This window comes from Streptomyces venetus, assembly GCF_039540295.1.
Taxonomy (GTDB): Bacteria; Actinomycetota; Actinomycetes; order Streptomycetales; family Streptomycetaceae; genus Streptomyces; species Streptomyces venetus.
Genome location: NZ_BAABET010000002.1, coordinates 775,705 through 790,133 on the forward strand (window position 1 = coordinate 775,705; position 14,429 = coordinate 790,133).

General features: G+C 67.7%; 15 protein-coding genes and 2 pseudogenes. 2 read left to right on the forward strand and 15 right to left on the reverse strand.

Annotation, left to right across the window (positions count from 1 at the left end):
* Positions 1 to 10: 10 nt before the first annotated feature.
* The 13 genes from rplB to ABEA82_RS08505 form a co-directional block, all read right to left on the reverse strand.
* Positions 11 to 847 (reverse strand): 50S ribosomal protein L2, encoded by an 837-nt coding sequence (rplB, locus tag ABEA82_RS08445; RefSeq protein WP_345660741.1) that lies wholly within the window; start codon positions 845 to 847, stop codon positions 11 to 13.
* A 38-nt stretch (positions 848 to 885) separates the two neighbouring features.
* A complete protein-coding gene (gene rplW / locus ABEA82_RS08450) occupies positions 886 to 1,305 on the reverse strand; it encodes a 50S ribosomal protein L23 (RefSeq protein ID WP_031105224.1) in 420 nt (139 codons plus the stop codon).
* Positions 1,305 to 1,961 (reverse strand): 50S ribosomal protein L4, encoded by a 657-nt coding sequence (gene rplD / locus ABEA82_RS08455; protein WP_003992356.1) that lies wholly within the window; start codon positions 1,959 to 1,961, stop codon positions 1,305 to 1,307. Before rplD ends, rplW begins: the two co-directional genes overlap by 1 nt.
* An 8-nt stretch (positions 1,962 to 1,969) precedes the next feature.
* Positions 1,970 to 2,614, reverse strand: coding sequence for a 50S ribosomal protein L3 (gene rplC, locus ABEA82_RS08460; RefSeq protein WP_003992355.1), 645 nt, complete (start codon positions 2,612 to 2,614; stop codon positions 1,970 to 1,972).
* Positions 2,615 to 2,631: 17 nt separating this feature from the next.
* Positions 2,632 to 2,940, reverse strand: coding sequence for a 30S ribosomal protein S10 (gene rpsJ, locus ABEA82_RS08465; RefSeq protein ID WP_003948644.1), 309 nt, complete (start codon positions 2,938 to 2,940; stop codon positions 2,632 to 2,634).
* A 414-nt stretch (positions 2,941 to 3,354) separates the two neighbouring features.
* The gene (locus ABEA82_RS08470; RefSeq protein WP_345660742.1) at positions 3,355 to 3,705 is read right to left on the reverse strand and encodes a hypothetical protein; all 351 of its coding nucleotides are present in this window, start codon (positions 3,703 to 3,705) and stop codon (positions 3,355 to 3,357) included.
* Between the two features lie 132 nt (positions 3,706 to 3,837).
* Positions 3,838 to 4,854, reverse strand: a complete 1,017-nt coding sequence (locus ABEA82_RS08475; protein ID WP_345660743.1) for an SUKH-3 domain-containing protein — start codon at positions 4,852 to 4,854, stop codon at positions 3,838 to 3,840.
* Positions 4,845 to 5,357 (reverse strand): hypothetical protein, encoded by a 513-nt coding sequence (locus ABEA82_RS08480; RefSeq protein ID WP_345660744.1) that lies wholly within the window; start codon positions 5,355 to 5,357, stop codon positions 4,845 to 4,847. Before ABEA82_RS08480 ends, ABEA82_RS08475 begins: the two co-directional genes overlap by 10 nt.
* A complete protein-coding gene (locus ABEA82_RS08485; protein WP_345660745.1) occupies positions 5,345 to 10,003 on the reverse strand; it encodes an RHS repeat-associated core domain-containing protein in 4,659 nt (1,552 codons plus the stop codon). Before ABEA82_RS08485 ends, ABEA82_RS08480 begins: the two co-directional genes overlap by 13 nt.
* Positions 10,004 to 10,122: 119 nt before the next feature.
* Entirely contained in the window at positions 10,123 to 10,617 is a 495-nt protein-coding gene (locus tag ABEA82_RS08490) for a hypothetical protein (protein WP_345660746.1), read from the reverse strand.
* On the reverse strand, positions 10,562 to 11,035 hold the full coding sequence (locus ABEA82_RS08495; RefSeq protein ID WP_345660747.1) for a hypothetical protein: 474 nt from the start codon (positions 11,033 to 11,035) through the stop codon (positions 10,562 to 10,564). Before ABEA82_RS08495 ends, ABEA82_RS08490 begins: the two co-directional genes overlap by 56 nt.
* Complete coding sequence (locus tag ABEA82_RS08500; protein ID WP_345660748.1) at positions 11,032 to 11,679, reverse strand: hypothetical protein; 648 nt, start codon at positions 11,677 to 11,679, stop codon at positions 11,032 to 11,034. Before ABEA82_RS08500 ends, ABEA82_RS08495 begins: the two co-directional genes overlap by 4 nt.
* A 62-nt stretch (positions 11,680 to 11,741) precedes the next feature.
* Positions 11,742 to 12,257 carry a hypothetical protein gene (locus ABEA82_RS08505; RefSeq protein WP_345660749.1) on the reverse strand — a complete coding sequence of 172 codons (516 nt, stop codon included), beginning with the start codon at positions 12,255 to 12,257 and terminating at the stop codon, positions 11,742 to 11,744.
* Between the two features lie 270 nt (positions 12,258 to 12,527).
* On the opposite strand from ABEA82_RS08505, the gene ABEA82_RS08510 reads away from it, so the two are divergent.
* Both ABEA82_RS08510 and ABEA82_RS08515 read left to right on the forward strand, forming a co-directional pair.
* Positions 12,528 to 13,310: a TSUP family transporter gene (locus tag ABEA82_RS08510; RefSeq protein WP_345660750.1), complete on the forward strand. Its 783-nt coding sequence runs from the start codon at positions 12,528 to 12,530 to the stop codon at positions 13,308 to 13,310.
* A 50-nt stretch (positions 13,311 to 13,360) separates the two neighbouring features.
* The gene (locus tag ABEA82_RS08515; protein ID WP_345660751.1) at positions 13,361 to 14,017 is read left to right on the forward strand and encodes a histidine phosphatase family protein; all 657 of its coding nucleotides are present in this window, start codon (positions 13,361 to 13,363) and stop codon (positions 14,015 to 14,017) included.
* Between the two features lie 26 nt (positions 14,018 to 14,043).
* Here ABEA82_RS08515 and ABEA82_RS08520 read toward each other — a convergent pair.
* Together ABEA82_RS08520 and ABEA82_RS08525 are read right to left on the reverse strand one after the other, a co-directional pair.
* Positions 14,044 to 14,211 (reverse strand): annotated as a pseudogene (locus tag ABEA82_RS08520) (DUF397 domain-containing protein); the annotation flags it as partial.
* A pseudogene (locus ABEA82_RS08525) lies at positions 14,208 to 14,416 on the reverse strand (Scr1 family TA system antitoxin-like transcriptional regulator); the annotation flags it as partial. The pseudogenes ABEA82_RS08525 and ABEA82_RS08520, both read right to left, overlap by 4 nt.
* Between the last annotated feature and the right edge of the window lie 13 nt (positions 14,417 to 14,429).

Consider the following 14,429-nt stretch of genomic DNA (forward strand, 5'->3'; position numbering starts at 1 on the left):
CAACCCGTCCTTAGCGCTTCTTGTTCGTCTTGCGGCGGCGGACGATGTACTTGTTCGACGCCTTCTTGGGCGAACGAGTACGGCCTTCCTTCTTGCCCCAGGGGGACACCGGGTGACGACCACCCGAGGTACGGCCTTCGCCACCACCGTGCGGGTGGTCCACCGGGTTCATGACCACACCACGCACGGTCGGGCGAACGCCCAGCCAGCGCTTACGGCCCGCCTTACCCCAGTTGATGTTGCTCTGCTCGGCGTTGCCGACCTCGCCGACGGTGGCGCGGCAGCGCACGTCGACCAGGCGGATCTCACCGGACGGCATGCGGAGGTGGGCCATCGAGCCCTCCTTCGCGAGCAGCTGCACCGAGGCGCCGGCGGAGCGGGCGAACTTCGCGCCGCCGCCCGGACGCAGCTCGATGGCGTGCAGCGTGGTACCGACCGGGATGTTGCGCAGGGCAAGGTTGTTGCCCGGCTTGATGTCGGCCCCGGGACCGTTCTCGACGCGGTCGCCCTGCGACAGGCCGCGCGGCGCGAGGATGTAGCGCTTCTCGCCGTCGGCGTAGTGCAGCAGCGCGATGCGCGCGGTGCGGTTGGGGTCGTACTCGATGTGCGCGACCTTCGCCGGCACGCCGTCCTTGTCGTGACGACGGAAGTCGATCACGCGGAAGGCGCGCTTGTGGCCACCGCCCTGGTGGCGGACGGTCACACGACCGGAGTTGTTACGGCCACCCTTGCTGTGCAGGGGGCGGACCAACGACTTCTCCGGCGTGGACCGCGTGACCTCGACGAAGTCGGCGACGCTGGAGCCACGGCGGCCCGGCGTAGTCGGCTTGTACTTGCGGATTCCCATTTCTCAGTCCTCGTCCGATATCGGACGATCCGACCCGCTTACGCGGTCGGACCGCCGAAGATGTCGATACGGTCGCCCTCGGCGAGGGTCACGATCGCGCGCTTGGTGGACGCGCGCTGGCCGAAGCCGGTGCGGGTCCGCTTGCGCTTGCCCTGGCGGTTGATCGTGTTGACCCCGGTGACCTTGACCGAGAAGACCGCCTGGACGGCCTGCTTGATCTGGGTCTTGTTGGCGCTCGGGTCCACGACGAACGTGTACTTGCCCTCGTCGAGGAGCGCGTAGCTCTTCTCGGAGACGACCGGCTTGAGCAGCACGTCACGGGGGTCCGTGAAGGACTTGCTCAGCGGGGTCTCGACGGTGTTCTTGCCCTCGGCGGCGTGGCGGCGCGCCTTGGCGACGCGCGCGGCCTTGGCCTTCTTCGCCGCCTTGGAGGCGATTGCGGGGTGACGGATAGCCATCAGGCCTCGCTCCCTTCGGTGTCATTGGCCTTCGGGCCGGACACGAAGGACTCGAAGGCGGCCTGGGTGAAGACCACGTCGTCCGAGACGAGAACGTCGTACGTGTTCAGCTGGCCCGGCTCCAGGATGTGGACCTGGGGCAGGTTGCGGGCGGACAGCCACGCGGCCTCGTCGGCGCGGTCGACGACCAGGAGCAGGTTCTTGCGCTCCGAGATCTTGCCGAACAGCGTCTTGGCGGACTTCGTCGACGGGTTCTCACCCTCGACGACGCCGGAGACGACGTGGATGCGGTTGTGGCGGGCCCGGTCGGTGAGGGCGTGACGCAGAGCGGCAGCCTTCATCTTCTTCGGGGTCCGCTGCGAGTAGTCGCGCGGCACGGGACCGTGCACGACGCCACCACCGGCGAACTGCGGCGCGCGGGTCGAACCCTGACGGGCGCGACCGGTGCCCTTCTGGCGGTACGGCTTCTTGCCACCGCCGCGGACCTCGCCACGGGTCTTGGTCTTGTGCGTGCCCTGACGGGCAGCGGCCAGCTGTGCGACGACGACCTGGTGGATCAGCGGAATGCTGACCTTTTCAACGTCGAAGATCTCCGCGGGGAGCTCGACGGAACCGGCCTTGTCGCCCGCCGGCGAAAGGATGTCAACAGTGCTCATCGGTTACCTCAGGCCCCCTTGGCCGCGGTGCGGACCAGGACGAGGCCGCCGTTCGGACCGGGAACCGCGCCCTTGATGAGCAGCAGACCCTTCTCCGCGTCAACGGCGTGGACGGTCAGGTTCTGGGTGGTGACCCGCTCGTTGCCCATGCGACCCGCCATGCGGAGGCCCTTGAACACACGGCCCGGGGTGGCGCAGCCACCGATGGAACCGGGAGAGCGGTGCTTGCGCTGGGTGCCGTGTCCGGCGCCGAGGCCACGGAAGTTGTGGCGCTTCATGACACCGGCGAAGCCCTTGCCCTTGCTCTTGCCGGTCACGTCGACCTTCACGCCGGCCTCGAACACCTCAGCGGTGATCTCCTGGCCCAGCGTGTACTCGGAGGCGTCCGCGGTGCGGATCTCGACGAGGTGACGACGGGGGGTGACGTCGGCCTTGGAGAAGTGGCCCTTGAGGGGCTTGTTCACCTTGCGCGGGTCGATCTCGCCGAAGGCGATCTGGACGGACTCGTAGCCGTCGACGTCGTTCGTGCGGACCTGGGTGACGACGTTGGGCCCGGCCTTGACGACGGTGACCGGAACAACACGGTTGTTCGCGTCCCACACCTGCGTCATACCGAGCTTCTCGCCCAGGATGCCCTTGATCTGCTTAGCCATCTCTCAGATCACCGGCCTCAGAGCTTGATCTCGATGTCGACACCGGCCGGGAGGTCGAGTCGCATCAGAGAGTCAACGGTCTTGGGGGTCGGGTCGAGGATGTCGATCAGGCGCTTGTGCGTGCGCATCTCGAAGTGCTCGCGCGAGTCCTTGTACTTGTGCGGCGACTTGATGACGCAGTACACGTTCTTCTCAGTGGGCAGCGGCACCGGGCCCGCGACCGACGCACCAGTGCGGGTCACCGTCTCGACGATCTTCTTCGCCGAGGAGTCGATGACCTCGTGGTCGTAGGCCTTGAGCCGGATGCGGATCTTCTGTCCCGCCATGGCTACTCAGTAGTCCTGTCTCTCTTACGCTCTGGAACCCGGCGGATTCCTTCTGCTGCTTCCTGTTCCTCCGACCCACGCGGTCGGGCGTGTCGCACTCTCGCTGACACGGATGTCCCTTGTTCGAACATCCCTGCGGGATTGCACACGGCCCTGCCGGAACCGCGAGCCGGGGGCGAAAGCCCACCGGGTGCCTGGCCGGTGCCGCGCTGACACTTCCCGGAAGATTCCCGTACGTCCGCCCCAGTGCTGCCGTGTGGCAGTTAGGGCGACGAGTACTGTGGGACTCGCTTCCGGTCCCCCCGGCGGGAGGCGCGCAGCATCAACACTCGACCGAGCAACTCGGACAGTCTGCCATAGGGGGCGGCGGCTACGCCAATCGAGCCGGAGAGAATACCCCCAGGGTGACGTAGGTCAAACCAGAGCGGCAGCGGGCCCGCCGAAGGACGCCACGAAGTCACGCACGACGCTCCTGGAGAACGGATCGCCGACCGGGTCCTCGGGGGTGACCACGCTGACAGCGTAGTACTCGGCCAGCAGGAGCCCCGCCCCTTCGACCGCCGCCCCTGCCGCGGGACAGGAGGCACGGACCCCGGAGACGGCCTTCGCCTGTATCGCCCGCGCATGATGGCGGTAGAAGACGGCGTACGGCCCCTGCCGCGAGGCGTCCAGGGCGTAGCCGTGCCCCTCCCAGAAGTCCTCCATCTCCTGGCCGGAGGAGAAGGTGACGACGCCCGACAGACCGGCGTTGTCCGGTTCGGGCAACCGCCAATCCGCCGGGACGCCGGGCGGAAGCGGCTCCCCGTACAGGAAGAGCCCTGGCCACCGCCGCCGTGTGGGGTCTCTGCGGCGTGTGCGACGTGTGCGCAGTCATCAGGCGCTACTGCGAGCCGCCGATCAGTAGGAGGCCGTCGGCCGGATCCTGCTGGTGAGCTTCCGCAAGGCCTCGTCGGGTGTGGGGGCCAGCAGCCAGACGCTGTCCATGCCGGCGTAGACCGAGCCGTCCTCCGCCATGGCCAGGTGCTGGTTCCCGCGGTCGCGCATGCCGATGGGGTACAGATCGACGCCCGCCTGCTCGGCGAGGTCGTCGATGATCTCCGCGTCCCAGAACGCGAGCAGCGGGTCCAGCGAGAACTCCGTCCACGGCATCGAGTCCCACGGCTCGCGGTAGGACACGCCCACGGCGCCGAACTCCGACAGGAAGCGCCGCGCCGCGTCATGGATCTCGAACTCGCCGGTCTGGAGAAGGATGCTTTCCCAGGTCTCCGTGGGAACCGACCGGCCCGGGAACCAGCCGCCCGCCCGCAGCACCCGGTCCGTCTCCTCAGACCAGCGCGGCCCGGCATCCGGCCCCGTCTCCACGGAGTGCAGGCGCCTCCAGAAGGGGCGCTCGAACGTCGGAACGCCGGGCGTCCAGAGGGCAGACCGGGCACCCTGCGCCTCGACCAGGCGATCCAGTGCCAGGTCGGTGGTCGCGCCCAGCAGTTCCACGGGGTCCCTCATGAGGTGGAGAGCCCCGTCTTCGGTGATGCCCAGGAAGCCGGCGCCCTCGTCCGCCGTGCCGACGGGGTAGAGGACGGCCCCGGCTTCCCGGCTTGCCCTCGCGAACCGCTCGTCCTGCCATTCGCTCTTCAGGGGGTCGAACCGGATTGCCGACGCTGTGGTGATCGAATCGCCGGGCCAGCCGTACGTCACCAGTCCCCCGAACTCGGAGAGGAACCGGCGTGCGGCGTCGTGGGCCACGAAAGACCCACGCTCACGCAGGATCGACTCCCAGGCGCCCGTCGGCACCGAACGGCCTGGGCGCCAGCCGGCGCGGCGCAGCACTTCTTCGGTCCGCGGGGACCAGCCCCGTGTGTGTCCGCGGCTCGCTGCGGATCTTCCGTAGGACGCCAGGGGGTGCGTCAGAGCCACTCCCCCTCGTCGTCCTGCCCGCCTGCGCCGTACTCGCGCACCACGACCACCAGCTGAACGGGCGCCTCGGTGTCGTCATGCTTGATGCCGGCCAGGAGGACCTTGTCCGAAATCCGCCACGCGGTGTGGGCGATGTAGTCCACCCCGTTCGTCAAGTCCTCGCCGGAGACCTCGAGTCGCGCCCCGAGCGCTCCCGATTCCAACTGGGCAACGACGCGGGGGAGTTCGGCGGAAGCGGCTTCGTACAGGTCGTCGATGTAGGTGTCCGGGTCCGGCCACTCGTCCTCGACCTCCCGGTACCAGAGCGTGAACTCCACCTCCACCGGGCCGTCGCCCTGGATCCACGCGAGCGCGTCATCGCGGCGCCACGTCGTAGCCCATTCCTTCGCCGGATTCCTGCGCTCGCCTTCCCAGCCCGAGGCATCGAGAACGGTGGCCGCCGCCGGGCCGGTGAGTTCGTCGAGTTCGGACAGCTGACCCAATTCCGCACTTACGTCAACCATTTACTCATTCCGCTCATACCATTGCCGGGCACATGAAACACCGACAGCGTACCATTTGCCATTGCTTCCGGAAAATGAGTGCCCAGCACTTCTCGGAAATGGGCCGCACCGGCCTCATTCGAGATGGCATACCGCACACCCTTTCCACCCAGCTCCTCATTCATTTGCAGAAGCTTGGCGGCCTGGTCGGTGATTTTCTTCTCGTTGTAGATAGAGCTCTCGGGGTTGTAGGTGGACTTGGCCCACTCGCTCTCTCGTCCTCCGGTGAATTTGGCTTCCATGATCCAGCCATTCGTGGGGCCGCCGTCCATGTGCACCGCCCGGCCGTCGGAGAGCTTCCAGATCTGTTCGTAGTCCACGCCGGACACGACGCGCTGGTACCGGAACGAGGGGCGCTCCAGCATCTTTTCGGTCAGCCAGGCGAGCCCTTTGAACGTGGGGCAGGACTGGAGCCCCAAGGGGTCGGACCAGACCAGAGGGTTGAGCACGTACGCGTAGTGGTCGGGGCCGGCCGTGAGCCCGAGCGGGTCGGGCGAGATGTATCGGGCCGAGCGCGGATCGTAATAGCGGAAGCAGTTGTAGTGGAGTTCGCTCTCGGCATCGAAATACTGGCCGGGGAATCGAAGGCGGCAGTCTTCTTCCGGTGTCCGCGCGCCCCTCTGCGCGCCCCAAAACTCAGACCTGTTCTTCCAGGTGGCCCCACCGTCCGGCGAGAGCATTTCCAGTGGACTTCCCACGAGATCGCTCACTATGAGCCGGAATCTCCGGTCGACCTCCTCCTGCGGCGCATCGCGCAGCCACTCACGACGACTCTGGACTATCGCGCGGTGGCTGTCAGGCGAATACTCCCAGGTGATGGCGGTGCGGTTCCCGGACTCGGATTCACGTATCTCCTCCGCCAGCCGAGTGCCGTCCCAGACGAAGAACACGGCCTCGGCGACTTCTCCGGACGAGTCCAAGCGCTCCTTGGATATTCGACGCCCGAGGGGGTCGTAGGTGTAGCGCCAGCTCGTTCCGTCCGGGGTGACGAGGCCGGTCAGCCGGTCGTCGGCGTTCCAGATGTAGGTCCAGGTCTTCCGGAGGCCCGAAAGGGTCCTGCGCGTCCGCTGGACCACCCGGCCCTGGGCGTCGTACACGTAGCTGGTGCGGTCGGCCCTCGTCAGACGGTTTCCGGAGTACTCGTATCGCCGGTGGGACTCGCTCTCGGGACGTTCCCCGTGCTCCCGGTGGGAGGAGACCAGCCGCCCGCCGGAGTCGTACGCGTAGCTCTCGGTCCACGACTCCGCGCGGACACCGGTGGCCCGGCCCTTGGCGTCCAGCTCGTAGAGCTTCCTGCCCTCTTCGGCGTCGATCGTCTCGACGGGACCGGCAGCGCTGTGTACGTACCGGCGGTCCACGGAAGGCGGCCCTGGGACAGCATGGTCGGCCGTGCCGAGAGGGTGGACCGTCTGCCTCCGCATCCGGTGCATCGGGTCCCACGCCTGCCGCACCGACAGCCCCTCGTCCAGTCGGACCTCCGTCTCCCTGCCCGCGGCGTCGTGCGCGAAGCGCACGGAGTGGTTGAAGGCGGCCAACTCCCGGGGCAGCCCGTCCGGCGCGTAGGACCAGCTGCTCAGCGCTCCGGACGGAGTGAGGCGCGTCGTGCGGCGACCGGCAAGGTCGTAACGGAAGGTGCTGGTACGCCCGTTGACGGTTTCCGCCGTGACACGGCCGTACTCGTCATGCTCGTAGGCGAGGTGGGCGTCAGGCGACAGCGCTTCCTTCAGCAGCCCGGCATCGTCGTAGCGGAACACTGTGGTCGAGTCACCGACTCGCTTCTCGACGACGTTGCCGATGACGTCACGCACGTATTCGACTGTCTCTCCGGCACCGTTGACCTGCCGGACCAGACGGCCCACCTCGTCGTGGGCATAGATGAGCGACCGCCCGTCGAAGTCTCGCTCGGTGACGAGCTGCCCCGCCGCGTCATAGGCGTAGCTCCAGGTCAGTCCGTAGGTGTTGGTGACCGCGGTGAGCTGCAGCTCGGTGTCGTGGTCGAAGCGGAGAGTCGCCCCCAGAGGATCGGTTCTGCTCACCAGGAGGTCGAAGTGCGTGTACGCCGACCTGGTGGTCGCCCCGGCGGTGTCGGTGTGTACGAGGAGGTTTCCCTCCGCGTCCCAGGTCCAGGACTCCACACTTCCGTCGGCGGCGACCCGCTCCCTCCTCCTGCCCTCCGGAGTCCAGGAGATGCGGGTGACGCCGGCCAGCGGGTCCGTCACCGTGCCGATGCGGCCGAACGCGTCCCGGGAGTACTCGACGACCGCACCGCTGGCGCTCGTGACGCGTACCGGAAGCCCAGCGGCGTCCGTGACCATGGACATGGTCGCGCCCAGGGGATCGGTGATTGCGTTGAGGGCGCCGCCAGGTCCATAGCTGAAACGGGTCTCGGCGCCCTGCGGCTCCACCACGGACGTACGATTCCCACGCTCGTCATAGCTGTAGGTGCGCACGGCTCCGTCGCCACCGACGGTCACGACGGGGAGGTGCCACTGGTTGTACTCGGCGGTGGCCCGGCGACCGTCGGGACCGATGATCGAGGTGACGTTGCCGGCGTCGTCGTAGGTGTACGCCGTCTCGCGCCCCACCGGGTCGATCTGCTTGAGCAGCCGACCGTGACGGTCCCATTCGAGCGACTCCTGCCGCTCCAGGGGATCAGTCACTCGGACGAGTTGCAGGAGCTCGTTGTACTCGTACCGAAAGGCGTGCCCGAGGGAGTTCGTGTACGTCGTGCGGCGCTGCCCTGGGTCGTACGCGATCACGCAGTTCAGGAACCCGCCGGCGCCTTGACCCGCCACGCAACGGTCCTCGCTGTCGTACGTGAACCGGTACCAGCTCCCGTTGCGGTCGGTCCAGGAGACAATGCGCGCATGGTCGTCGTACTCGAGCCGGAAGGGCAGTCCGGAGGAGTTGTAGATCTCGGTGAGGTTCCGGTCGGGTGAGTACGCGTAGCGCAGCAAAGTCGTAGCGCCCCCATCAGCCGCGTTGTCCCGAAGCCGCAGACACGTCACCAGGCCATCCGTCGTCTCGACCGCGATGTGGTACCCGCCCGAGTGCCTGATCGCGGTGGGGGCGCCGTCGGCACTCCGGTCTATGTCGATCCTGTTGTCGTTACGATCCGTGATCGCGCAGAGCGCCAGGGTGTACGGCATGTCCGGCAACGGTTCGCCGACCGCGGCAAAGTGACGTGTGACGCCGAGGGCCGGGTCGTGGAGGCGCAGTGTGCCGTGTTGCGGTCCATCCCACTCGAGGGGCCATCTCGGGCCTTCCAGGGGCATGGTCGGCTCACCGGGGTGAGGCACGGGATACGCGAGGATCATGCCGTCCTCGGCGGCGAACAGCACTCCTTGGCCGTCGAGTTCGACCCGTTCGTCCAGCGTGGACGCCCAGGACCTGCCGAACCACCGCCCTTCCCGGTACGTGGAGATGTGGGTGCGCTTCAGCACCAGGGACAGGATTCCGGGAAGTGCGACGTCCGTGTCGTACATCAGCATTTCACCGGTGACCATGTCGATGGGGTCACCGCCAGGGCATCGTCCGGCCAGCGCTTTGGCCCGCTTGACGAGGTCGCCCGCCCCTCCTCTCAGGGACCTGCCCAGCCCCTTGACGCCCTGGGCCATGCCCTTGAGGCCGACCTTCCCGAAAGCCTTCATCCCCTTCGCGAGCCCGCCGAGCGTGGTCAGGCCCTTCATGCCTGGGATGCAGTCCAGCGCCGCCAACCCCACGTCCCAGAGCGATGCTTGGCCCTTGGAGTACTTATAGAGCGTGTCGGCCAGCACCACGAGCGCCGCGATCAGCACGATCGCGCCCAGGATCGGACCGCCGATGATCATCGCGACGATGCCGACCACTGCCACCACGACCTTGCAGACCGCGACGATGGTGTCCCAGTTGTCGGTGAACCAGTCCCCGACCTCCTCCCACCACGACCGGTTCTGGATACCCGCGTCCGAAGCCTCGTCGATCTTCGACTTCGCCTCCCGGGCGGCCTCGTCGCGCATCTTGCGCGCGTCCTCGGCCATCTTCTTCGCCGCGGCGAGGGCGTCCTGCGCGTCGGAGACGTCCGACTGCGCCTTGGACTGGGCCGACTTGGCGTGCTGGACGTCCCGGGTCGCGGCACGGACCTTGGCCTCGTCCGGCTTGTCCCCGTCCGACTTGCTGCCGGTCGGGTCGTCCTTGTACTTGTCCGCCTCCTTGCCGGCGCGGGTGACCCAGGAGTCGGCCGAGGTCAGCTTGGACTGGGCGGAGGAGAGGTTCTCACGGGCCTCCCGGCCCTTGATCAGCGCCTTGTCCGCCAGCGACTGGGCCCGCTCCAGCTTCGGCCAGAAGTCCGCCAGCGCGTTCCCGCACATCTCGTAGGACTTCTTCAGCTTCTTGAGGTTCTTCGGGACATCCGCGAAGTCCTCCTTGAAGACATCCGCCGACTTGCCCGCCCACTCGAGAAGCGTGCCCTCGCCCGCCATGCCCTTGACCAGACGCAACCCCTCGGACACGTCGTCGGCGAAGTCGTGCAAATGCTTCGCAAGCGTGCGCACCCGCTGCGGGTCACCAGGGGTCGGATCCTTGTCCAAGTCCAGGACATGCCAGTCCGTCGGCCTGTGCCCCGCCATACCGCAACCCCCGTCACGCGCACATCAACGTCAACAACCGTATGCACACGTGAACTTACAAGGAACAGCCGTTCGTTGAAAGGCGATCCGGCGGCAGTCAGTGGCCAGCCCTCGCATCATCAACGCCGACCACGCAGGGCTCGCAAACCATCGCTGACCGCGTAGGCGCACTCCAGCCGCCAAGTTCCCAACTTGTCATGCACCTTTGACACGACCTTCCACCACTTGAGCCACCGCGGCAGCTGCCGGAACGGCACGTAGTCAAGGGTGTCGTCGACGGCGTTCTGGGCGATGCTCTTGCGGCCGGGGCCTGCTGCCCGCAGCGCGGCGTACAGCTCCGGCGTCAGCGCGCCGTTGAGCCGGGCGGCAGTGCCCGCAGCGGTGAATGCGAACCCGCGCTGGGCAGCATCCGGCAGCTGCGTCGCCCGGAGGATCCGAGGCGAGGCATCCTCCAACGAACAGTTGAAGGCCAAGCCGATCGCAGCTGTTCCGAGATGGCTCTCGCCACGCTCGAACGCGGCGTCCCACTCCTCGGGGTCATCAAGCCCGAGCAGGCCCTCACCGCTCCCCCAGTCCCACTCCGGGCTGCCTGTGGAGAAACTGCCTGAGTTCATCGACGGTCGTCTGCCACTCGGAGATCTCATTCCCGTCTTCGTCAACCTTGGATCGTGGTCCCACGGAGCGCCAGGGCTCGTCGGGGACGAACGCCTCGTCCAGCTCTTCGAGGAAGATGAGCGAGCTCTGGACGTAGACCACCTCCCCGGACCTGTAGAGAGGCCAGCAGAAGACGAAGTTGCTGGTCGCAGGGTTCTTGATGGAGGAGACGAGGCACGAGGTGGCGTTATCTCCGCGTTCGAGACGCTTCAGGGCCCGGATCCAACTGCCCTGGTATTCCTCCACACCCCGATACGTCAGGTCCATCGGGAAGCTCTCCTCGAAGTCCCCCACGGTGATACGGCCAACAGCATCACCGCCGGCCTCGGCTTCGGATTCTGCCGGCGACGGTGCGGAGACCACCCGGATGTCGATCAATCCGTGAACCGGAACGTCGAAGTGATCGCGTCGAAGATGTCGAAGAACGAGTCCGCGAGGTCGAGCACCTGGCTGCTCCCCGCCACCAGAGCCACCTTGCCCTCCTGGCCCGGCACCGGGATGTACGTCTGCATCAGCACGGCCCGGATCGTGCGGTTGAGCGCGTCGCCGGGTACGGCGATGTCCTCGATGCCCTGCGTGCGTGCGGCCGGGCCGACCCCCGGGATGTCGACCGTCGTCACCTTGCGCCAGGAGTCGCCCTCCCGCTTGGCCTCCTTCACCGCGAGCTGGCTCGCGATGACAGAGGGGTCGTTCGACAACGGCTCGCCCCGCTCGTCGCGGCCGCCGACCAGGGAGACGGTCACCGAGCCGGTGATCGGCGTATCGCCGCCGAAGTTCTCCGCCATGCAACCGCAGTACAGCGCGCCCGACTTCCAGGCATCGGCGGCGGCCTTCTGGAGGAAGTCGACGTAGGTGCCGCGGTACTGCTCCAACTCCGGGCGCTGCTGCACCCGTTCGTTCACCATCCGGCGAATCGAGTCGTCCCGCGACTCCGGCCGTACGTCGAACTCCCACCACGTCTCCGGCACCTTGATCCGGAAACCGCCCCGCTCGACGGTCAGTGTCTCCTTGTAGCGGGCCATGACGCCGGCCTCCCCGTTCGCACGATCACTCGGGCATTCGTTCCCGTGCGCACATCGTGCCACTACTCCTCCAGCGTCCAGAACGGCGAGTCCTTCGGCGGTGCGGGGCGTACGGGGTGTGTGCTGAAGTCGATGTCCGCGTCCGCGGTCGGGTCTCCGACCGGAAGGCGGTTTCGGTGATCCTGGATGTAGTACGTCCCGTATGCCCAGTACTCCGGCAGCTCGTGACCCATGATGTCCACGCCCCATGCGGCCATCTCGCCCGCCCCGTAAGTCGCGTTGATCCTCGCCACCGCCTCCGCGCGAGAGATGCCAGTGCGTTCCACCAGTACGTCCGCCATCTCGCGGAAGTACGCGAGCATCTCGTCATCCAGCGGCAGCACGAACTCGGTGCCCGTTGTGCCGGCCGTGTGGCACGCCCCGTAATCCAGGAGCCAGCGCAGGCGCCTGACCTCCGCCACAAGTCGCGGTACCGCCTCTCTGGCCATGGCGACGAACGCGGGGTCCGGGGTCGTGGCCGAGCACAGCTCCTCGATCGCGTCCAGGTTGAGCTCTTCGTGTGCCGGTTCTGAAGTCACGCTCCAGTGTTTCTGCCCAGTGCGGGGGCCGTCGAGCCGGCCGGGGCCCCCACCCCGTCCACCAGCCCGCCGGCATGACCGCGGTCCTCCCGAACGAGGAGTTCCTGAACCGCTCCGGCCAGAGTTGGCATTGTTCACGAGTTCGGACGGCAGTTGTTCACCGCCTCGGGAGGCGGTTGGATCGGGGCGGGGTCGATGTTCACGAGAACGGGAGGCACCTGATCCGGAGCCTGTTCCGGGTGCCGGTTCGAGAGTGCCGAGGGGGATGTCGTGGAGTGGTCGACGGGGCTACTCGGGTTCACCGCAGGGCTACTGATATCGGTCGCCACCGCGCCCGTGGGCGTCTCCGGAGCGGTCTTCCTGCTGCCCGTTCAGGTCAGTGTGCTGGGCGTGCCCAGCCCGGCCGTGACACCCACGAACCTGCTCTACAACGTCGTTGCCGGCCCCGGTGCCCTCCTGCGCTACTGGCGGGCCGGACGGCTGGGTGGGGCACTGACCCGGCTACTGATCGCGGGCACCGTTCCCGGCGTCGTCGTCGGCGCAGTGATTCGCGTCTTCGCGGTTCCCGGCCCGCGTATCTTCCGCCTTCTCATAGCGGCGCTGCTCCTGCCGCTCGGGCTGTGGCTATGGCTGCGGACCGTACGCCCTGTCCCACCGCGCGCCCCCGCCCGGCCTTCGTCCCGCGCGACGACGTCGCTGGCCCTGGCCGTCGGCGTGGCCGGCGGCATCTACGGCATCGGGGGCGGCTCCCTTCTCGGGCCCATCCTCGTAGGTCGCGGCGCACCGGTCGCCACCGTCGCACCCGCCGCTCTGGCCTCCACCTTCGTGACCTCCATCGTCGGCGCGGCCACCTACGCGCTGCTCTCGCTCGCAGCTACCGGCGACGTCGCCCCCGACTGGCCGCTGGGCCTGTCCTGCGGCGCCGGCGGCCTCCTCGGCGGATACCTCGGCGCCCGCCTCCAGTCGCACCTGCCCGAGACGGCCCTCCGGCTCCTGCTCGGCACCCTCGCCACCGGAATCGGCGCGCTCTACGCAGTCGAGATCCTTCGCTGAGATGTCGAGATGCTTTCCGTTCTCGCGGACAGTGCCGCAGAGTTGAAGGCATGCGCCTGCTCCTCATTCGTCATGGCCAGACCCCTTCCAATCTCAAGCACCTCCTGGACACGGCAGAGCCAGGGCCGGCACTGACCCCGCTGGGGCAGCAGCAGGCAGCCGCCCTTCCGGATGCGCTGGCCGGCGAGGAGATCGGCGCCCTCTACGCCTCCACCCTCCTCCGCACCCAGCTCACCGCCGCGCCGCTGGCGAGCCGTACGGGGCTGGAGGTCCGCGTACGGGACGGCATCCGGGAGCTGTCCGCCGGCGACCTGGAGATGCGCGGCGACGACCTCGCCATCGAGACGTACCTGAGCACGGCCTTCGCCTGGTCCGCGGGGAACACCGAGCTGCGCATGCCGGGCGGGGAGAACGGAGTGGAGGCCCTACGACGTTTCGACGCCGTGGTCGAGGAGGCCTGGGGTACGGGTGCCGAGACAGTGGCCCTGGTCAGCCATGGTGCCGTCATCCGTATGTGGGTGGCGGCACGGGCCGGGAACATCGACGTCGACTTCGCGTCCACCCACGCACTGCAGAACACCGGAGTCGTCATTCTCACCGGCAGCCCCACCGAGGGCTGGCGAGTGCAGGAGTGGGCCGGTCGCTCCGTCGGCCCCGAGGCCGGTACCCCGGAAGAGAGCGGGCCTGCGGGGGAAGCAGTCGACTGACGTCCCAGTTCCGGCACGCCGGACACGAATCCCGCCCACGCGGTGAGGGAGAGTGCCAGTCGGGGGCCCTGCTCCTGCTTCGAGTCGCGGACGTGGATGGTGCGGGGGGCTATCGCGACCTCGATGCAGGAGTCGCCATCAGGGCCGCTGCTGTAGCTGCTCTTGAACCACGCCAGTTCAGCGTTGCGGATCATGTCTCTCCCAGCAGTTGCTCGATGAAGGCCAGCGACTCCCGTGGGGGAAGGGCCTGAGCTCGGATGGTGCCATAGCGCAGTTCGAGGATCCGGATGGCTTCGGCTCAGTGGTCGGCCTGCCGGTGAAAGCGCCGTCGGAGCGCCCCACCGCGGCACCGTCCCCGAATTTCAGCACCTCGATCCTCCCGTTCAGACCGGGATGGGCCGATCGACCTCTG

Excerpts from the sequence above, each read along its gene's own strand:
- ABEA82_RS08485 (WP_345660745.1), bottom strand. The coding sequence starts at position 10,003 with ATGGCGGGGCACAGGCCGACGGACTGGCATGTCCTGGACTTGGACAAG.
- rplC (WP_003992355.1), bottom strand. The coding sequence starts at position 2,614 with ATGGCTAAGCAGATCAAGGGCATCCTGGGCGAGAAGCTCGGTATGACG.
- ABEA82_RS08515 (WP_345660751.1), top strand. The coding sequence starts at position 13,361 with ATGCGCCTGCTCCTCATTCGTCATGGCCAGACCCCTTCCAATCTCAAG.
- rplD (WP_003992356.1), bottom strand. The coding sequence starts at position 1,961 with ATGAGCACTGTTGACATCCTTTCGCCGGCGGGCGACAAGGCCGGTTCC.
- rplW (WP_031105224.1), bottom strand. The coding sequence starts at position 1,305 with ATGGCTATCCGTCACCCCGCAATCGCCTCCAAGGCGGCGAAGAAGGCC.
- rplB (WP_345660741.1), bottom strand. The coding sequence starts at position 847 with ATGGGAATCCGCAAGTACAAGCCGACTACGCCGGGCCGCCGTGGCTCC.
- rpsJ (WP_003948644.1), bottom strand. The coding sequence starts at position 2,940 with ATGGCGGGACAGAAGATCCGCATCCGGCTCAAGGCCTACGACCACGAG.
- ABEA82_RS08480 (WP_345660744.1), bottom strand. The coding sequence starts at position 5,357 with ATGGTTGACGTAAGTGCGGAATTGGGTCAGCTGTCCGAACTCGACGAA.
- ABEA82_RS08490 (WP_345660746.1), bottom strand. The coding sequence starts at position 10,617 with ATGAACTCAGGCAGTTTCTCCACAGGCAGCCCGGAGTGGGACTGGGGG.
- ABEA82_RS08500 (WP_345660748.1), bottom strand. The coding sequence starts at position 11,679 with ATGGCCCGCTACAAGGAGACACTGACCGTCGAGCGGGGCGGTTTCCGG.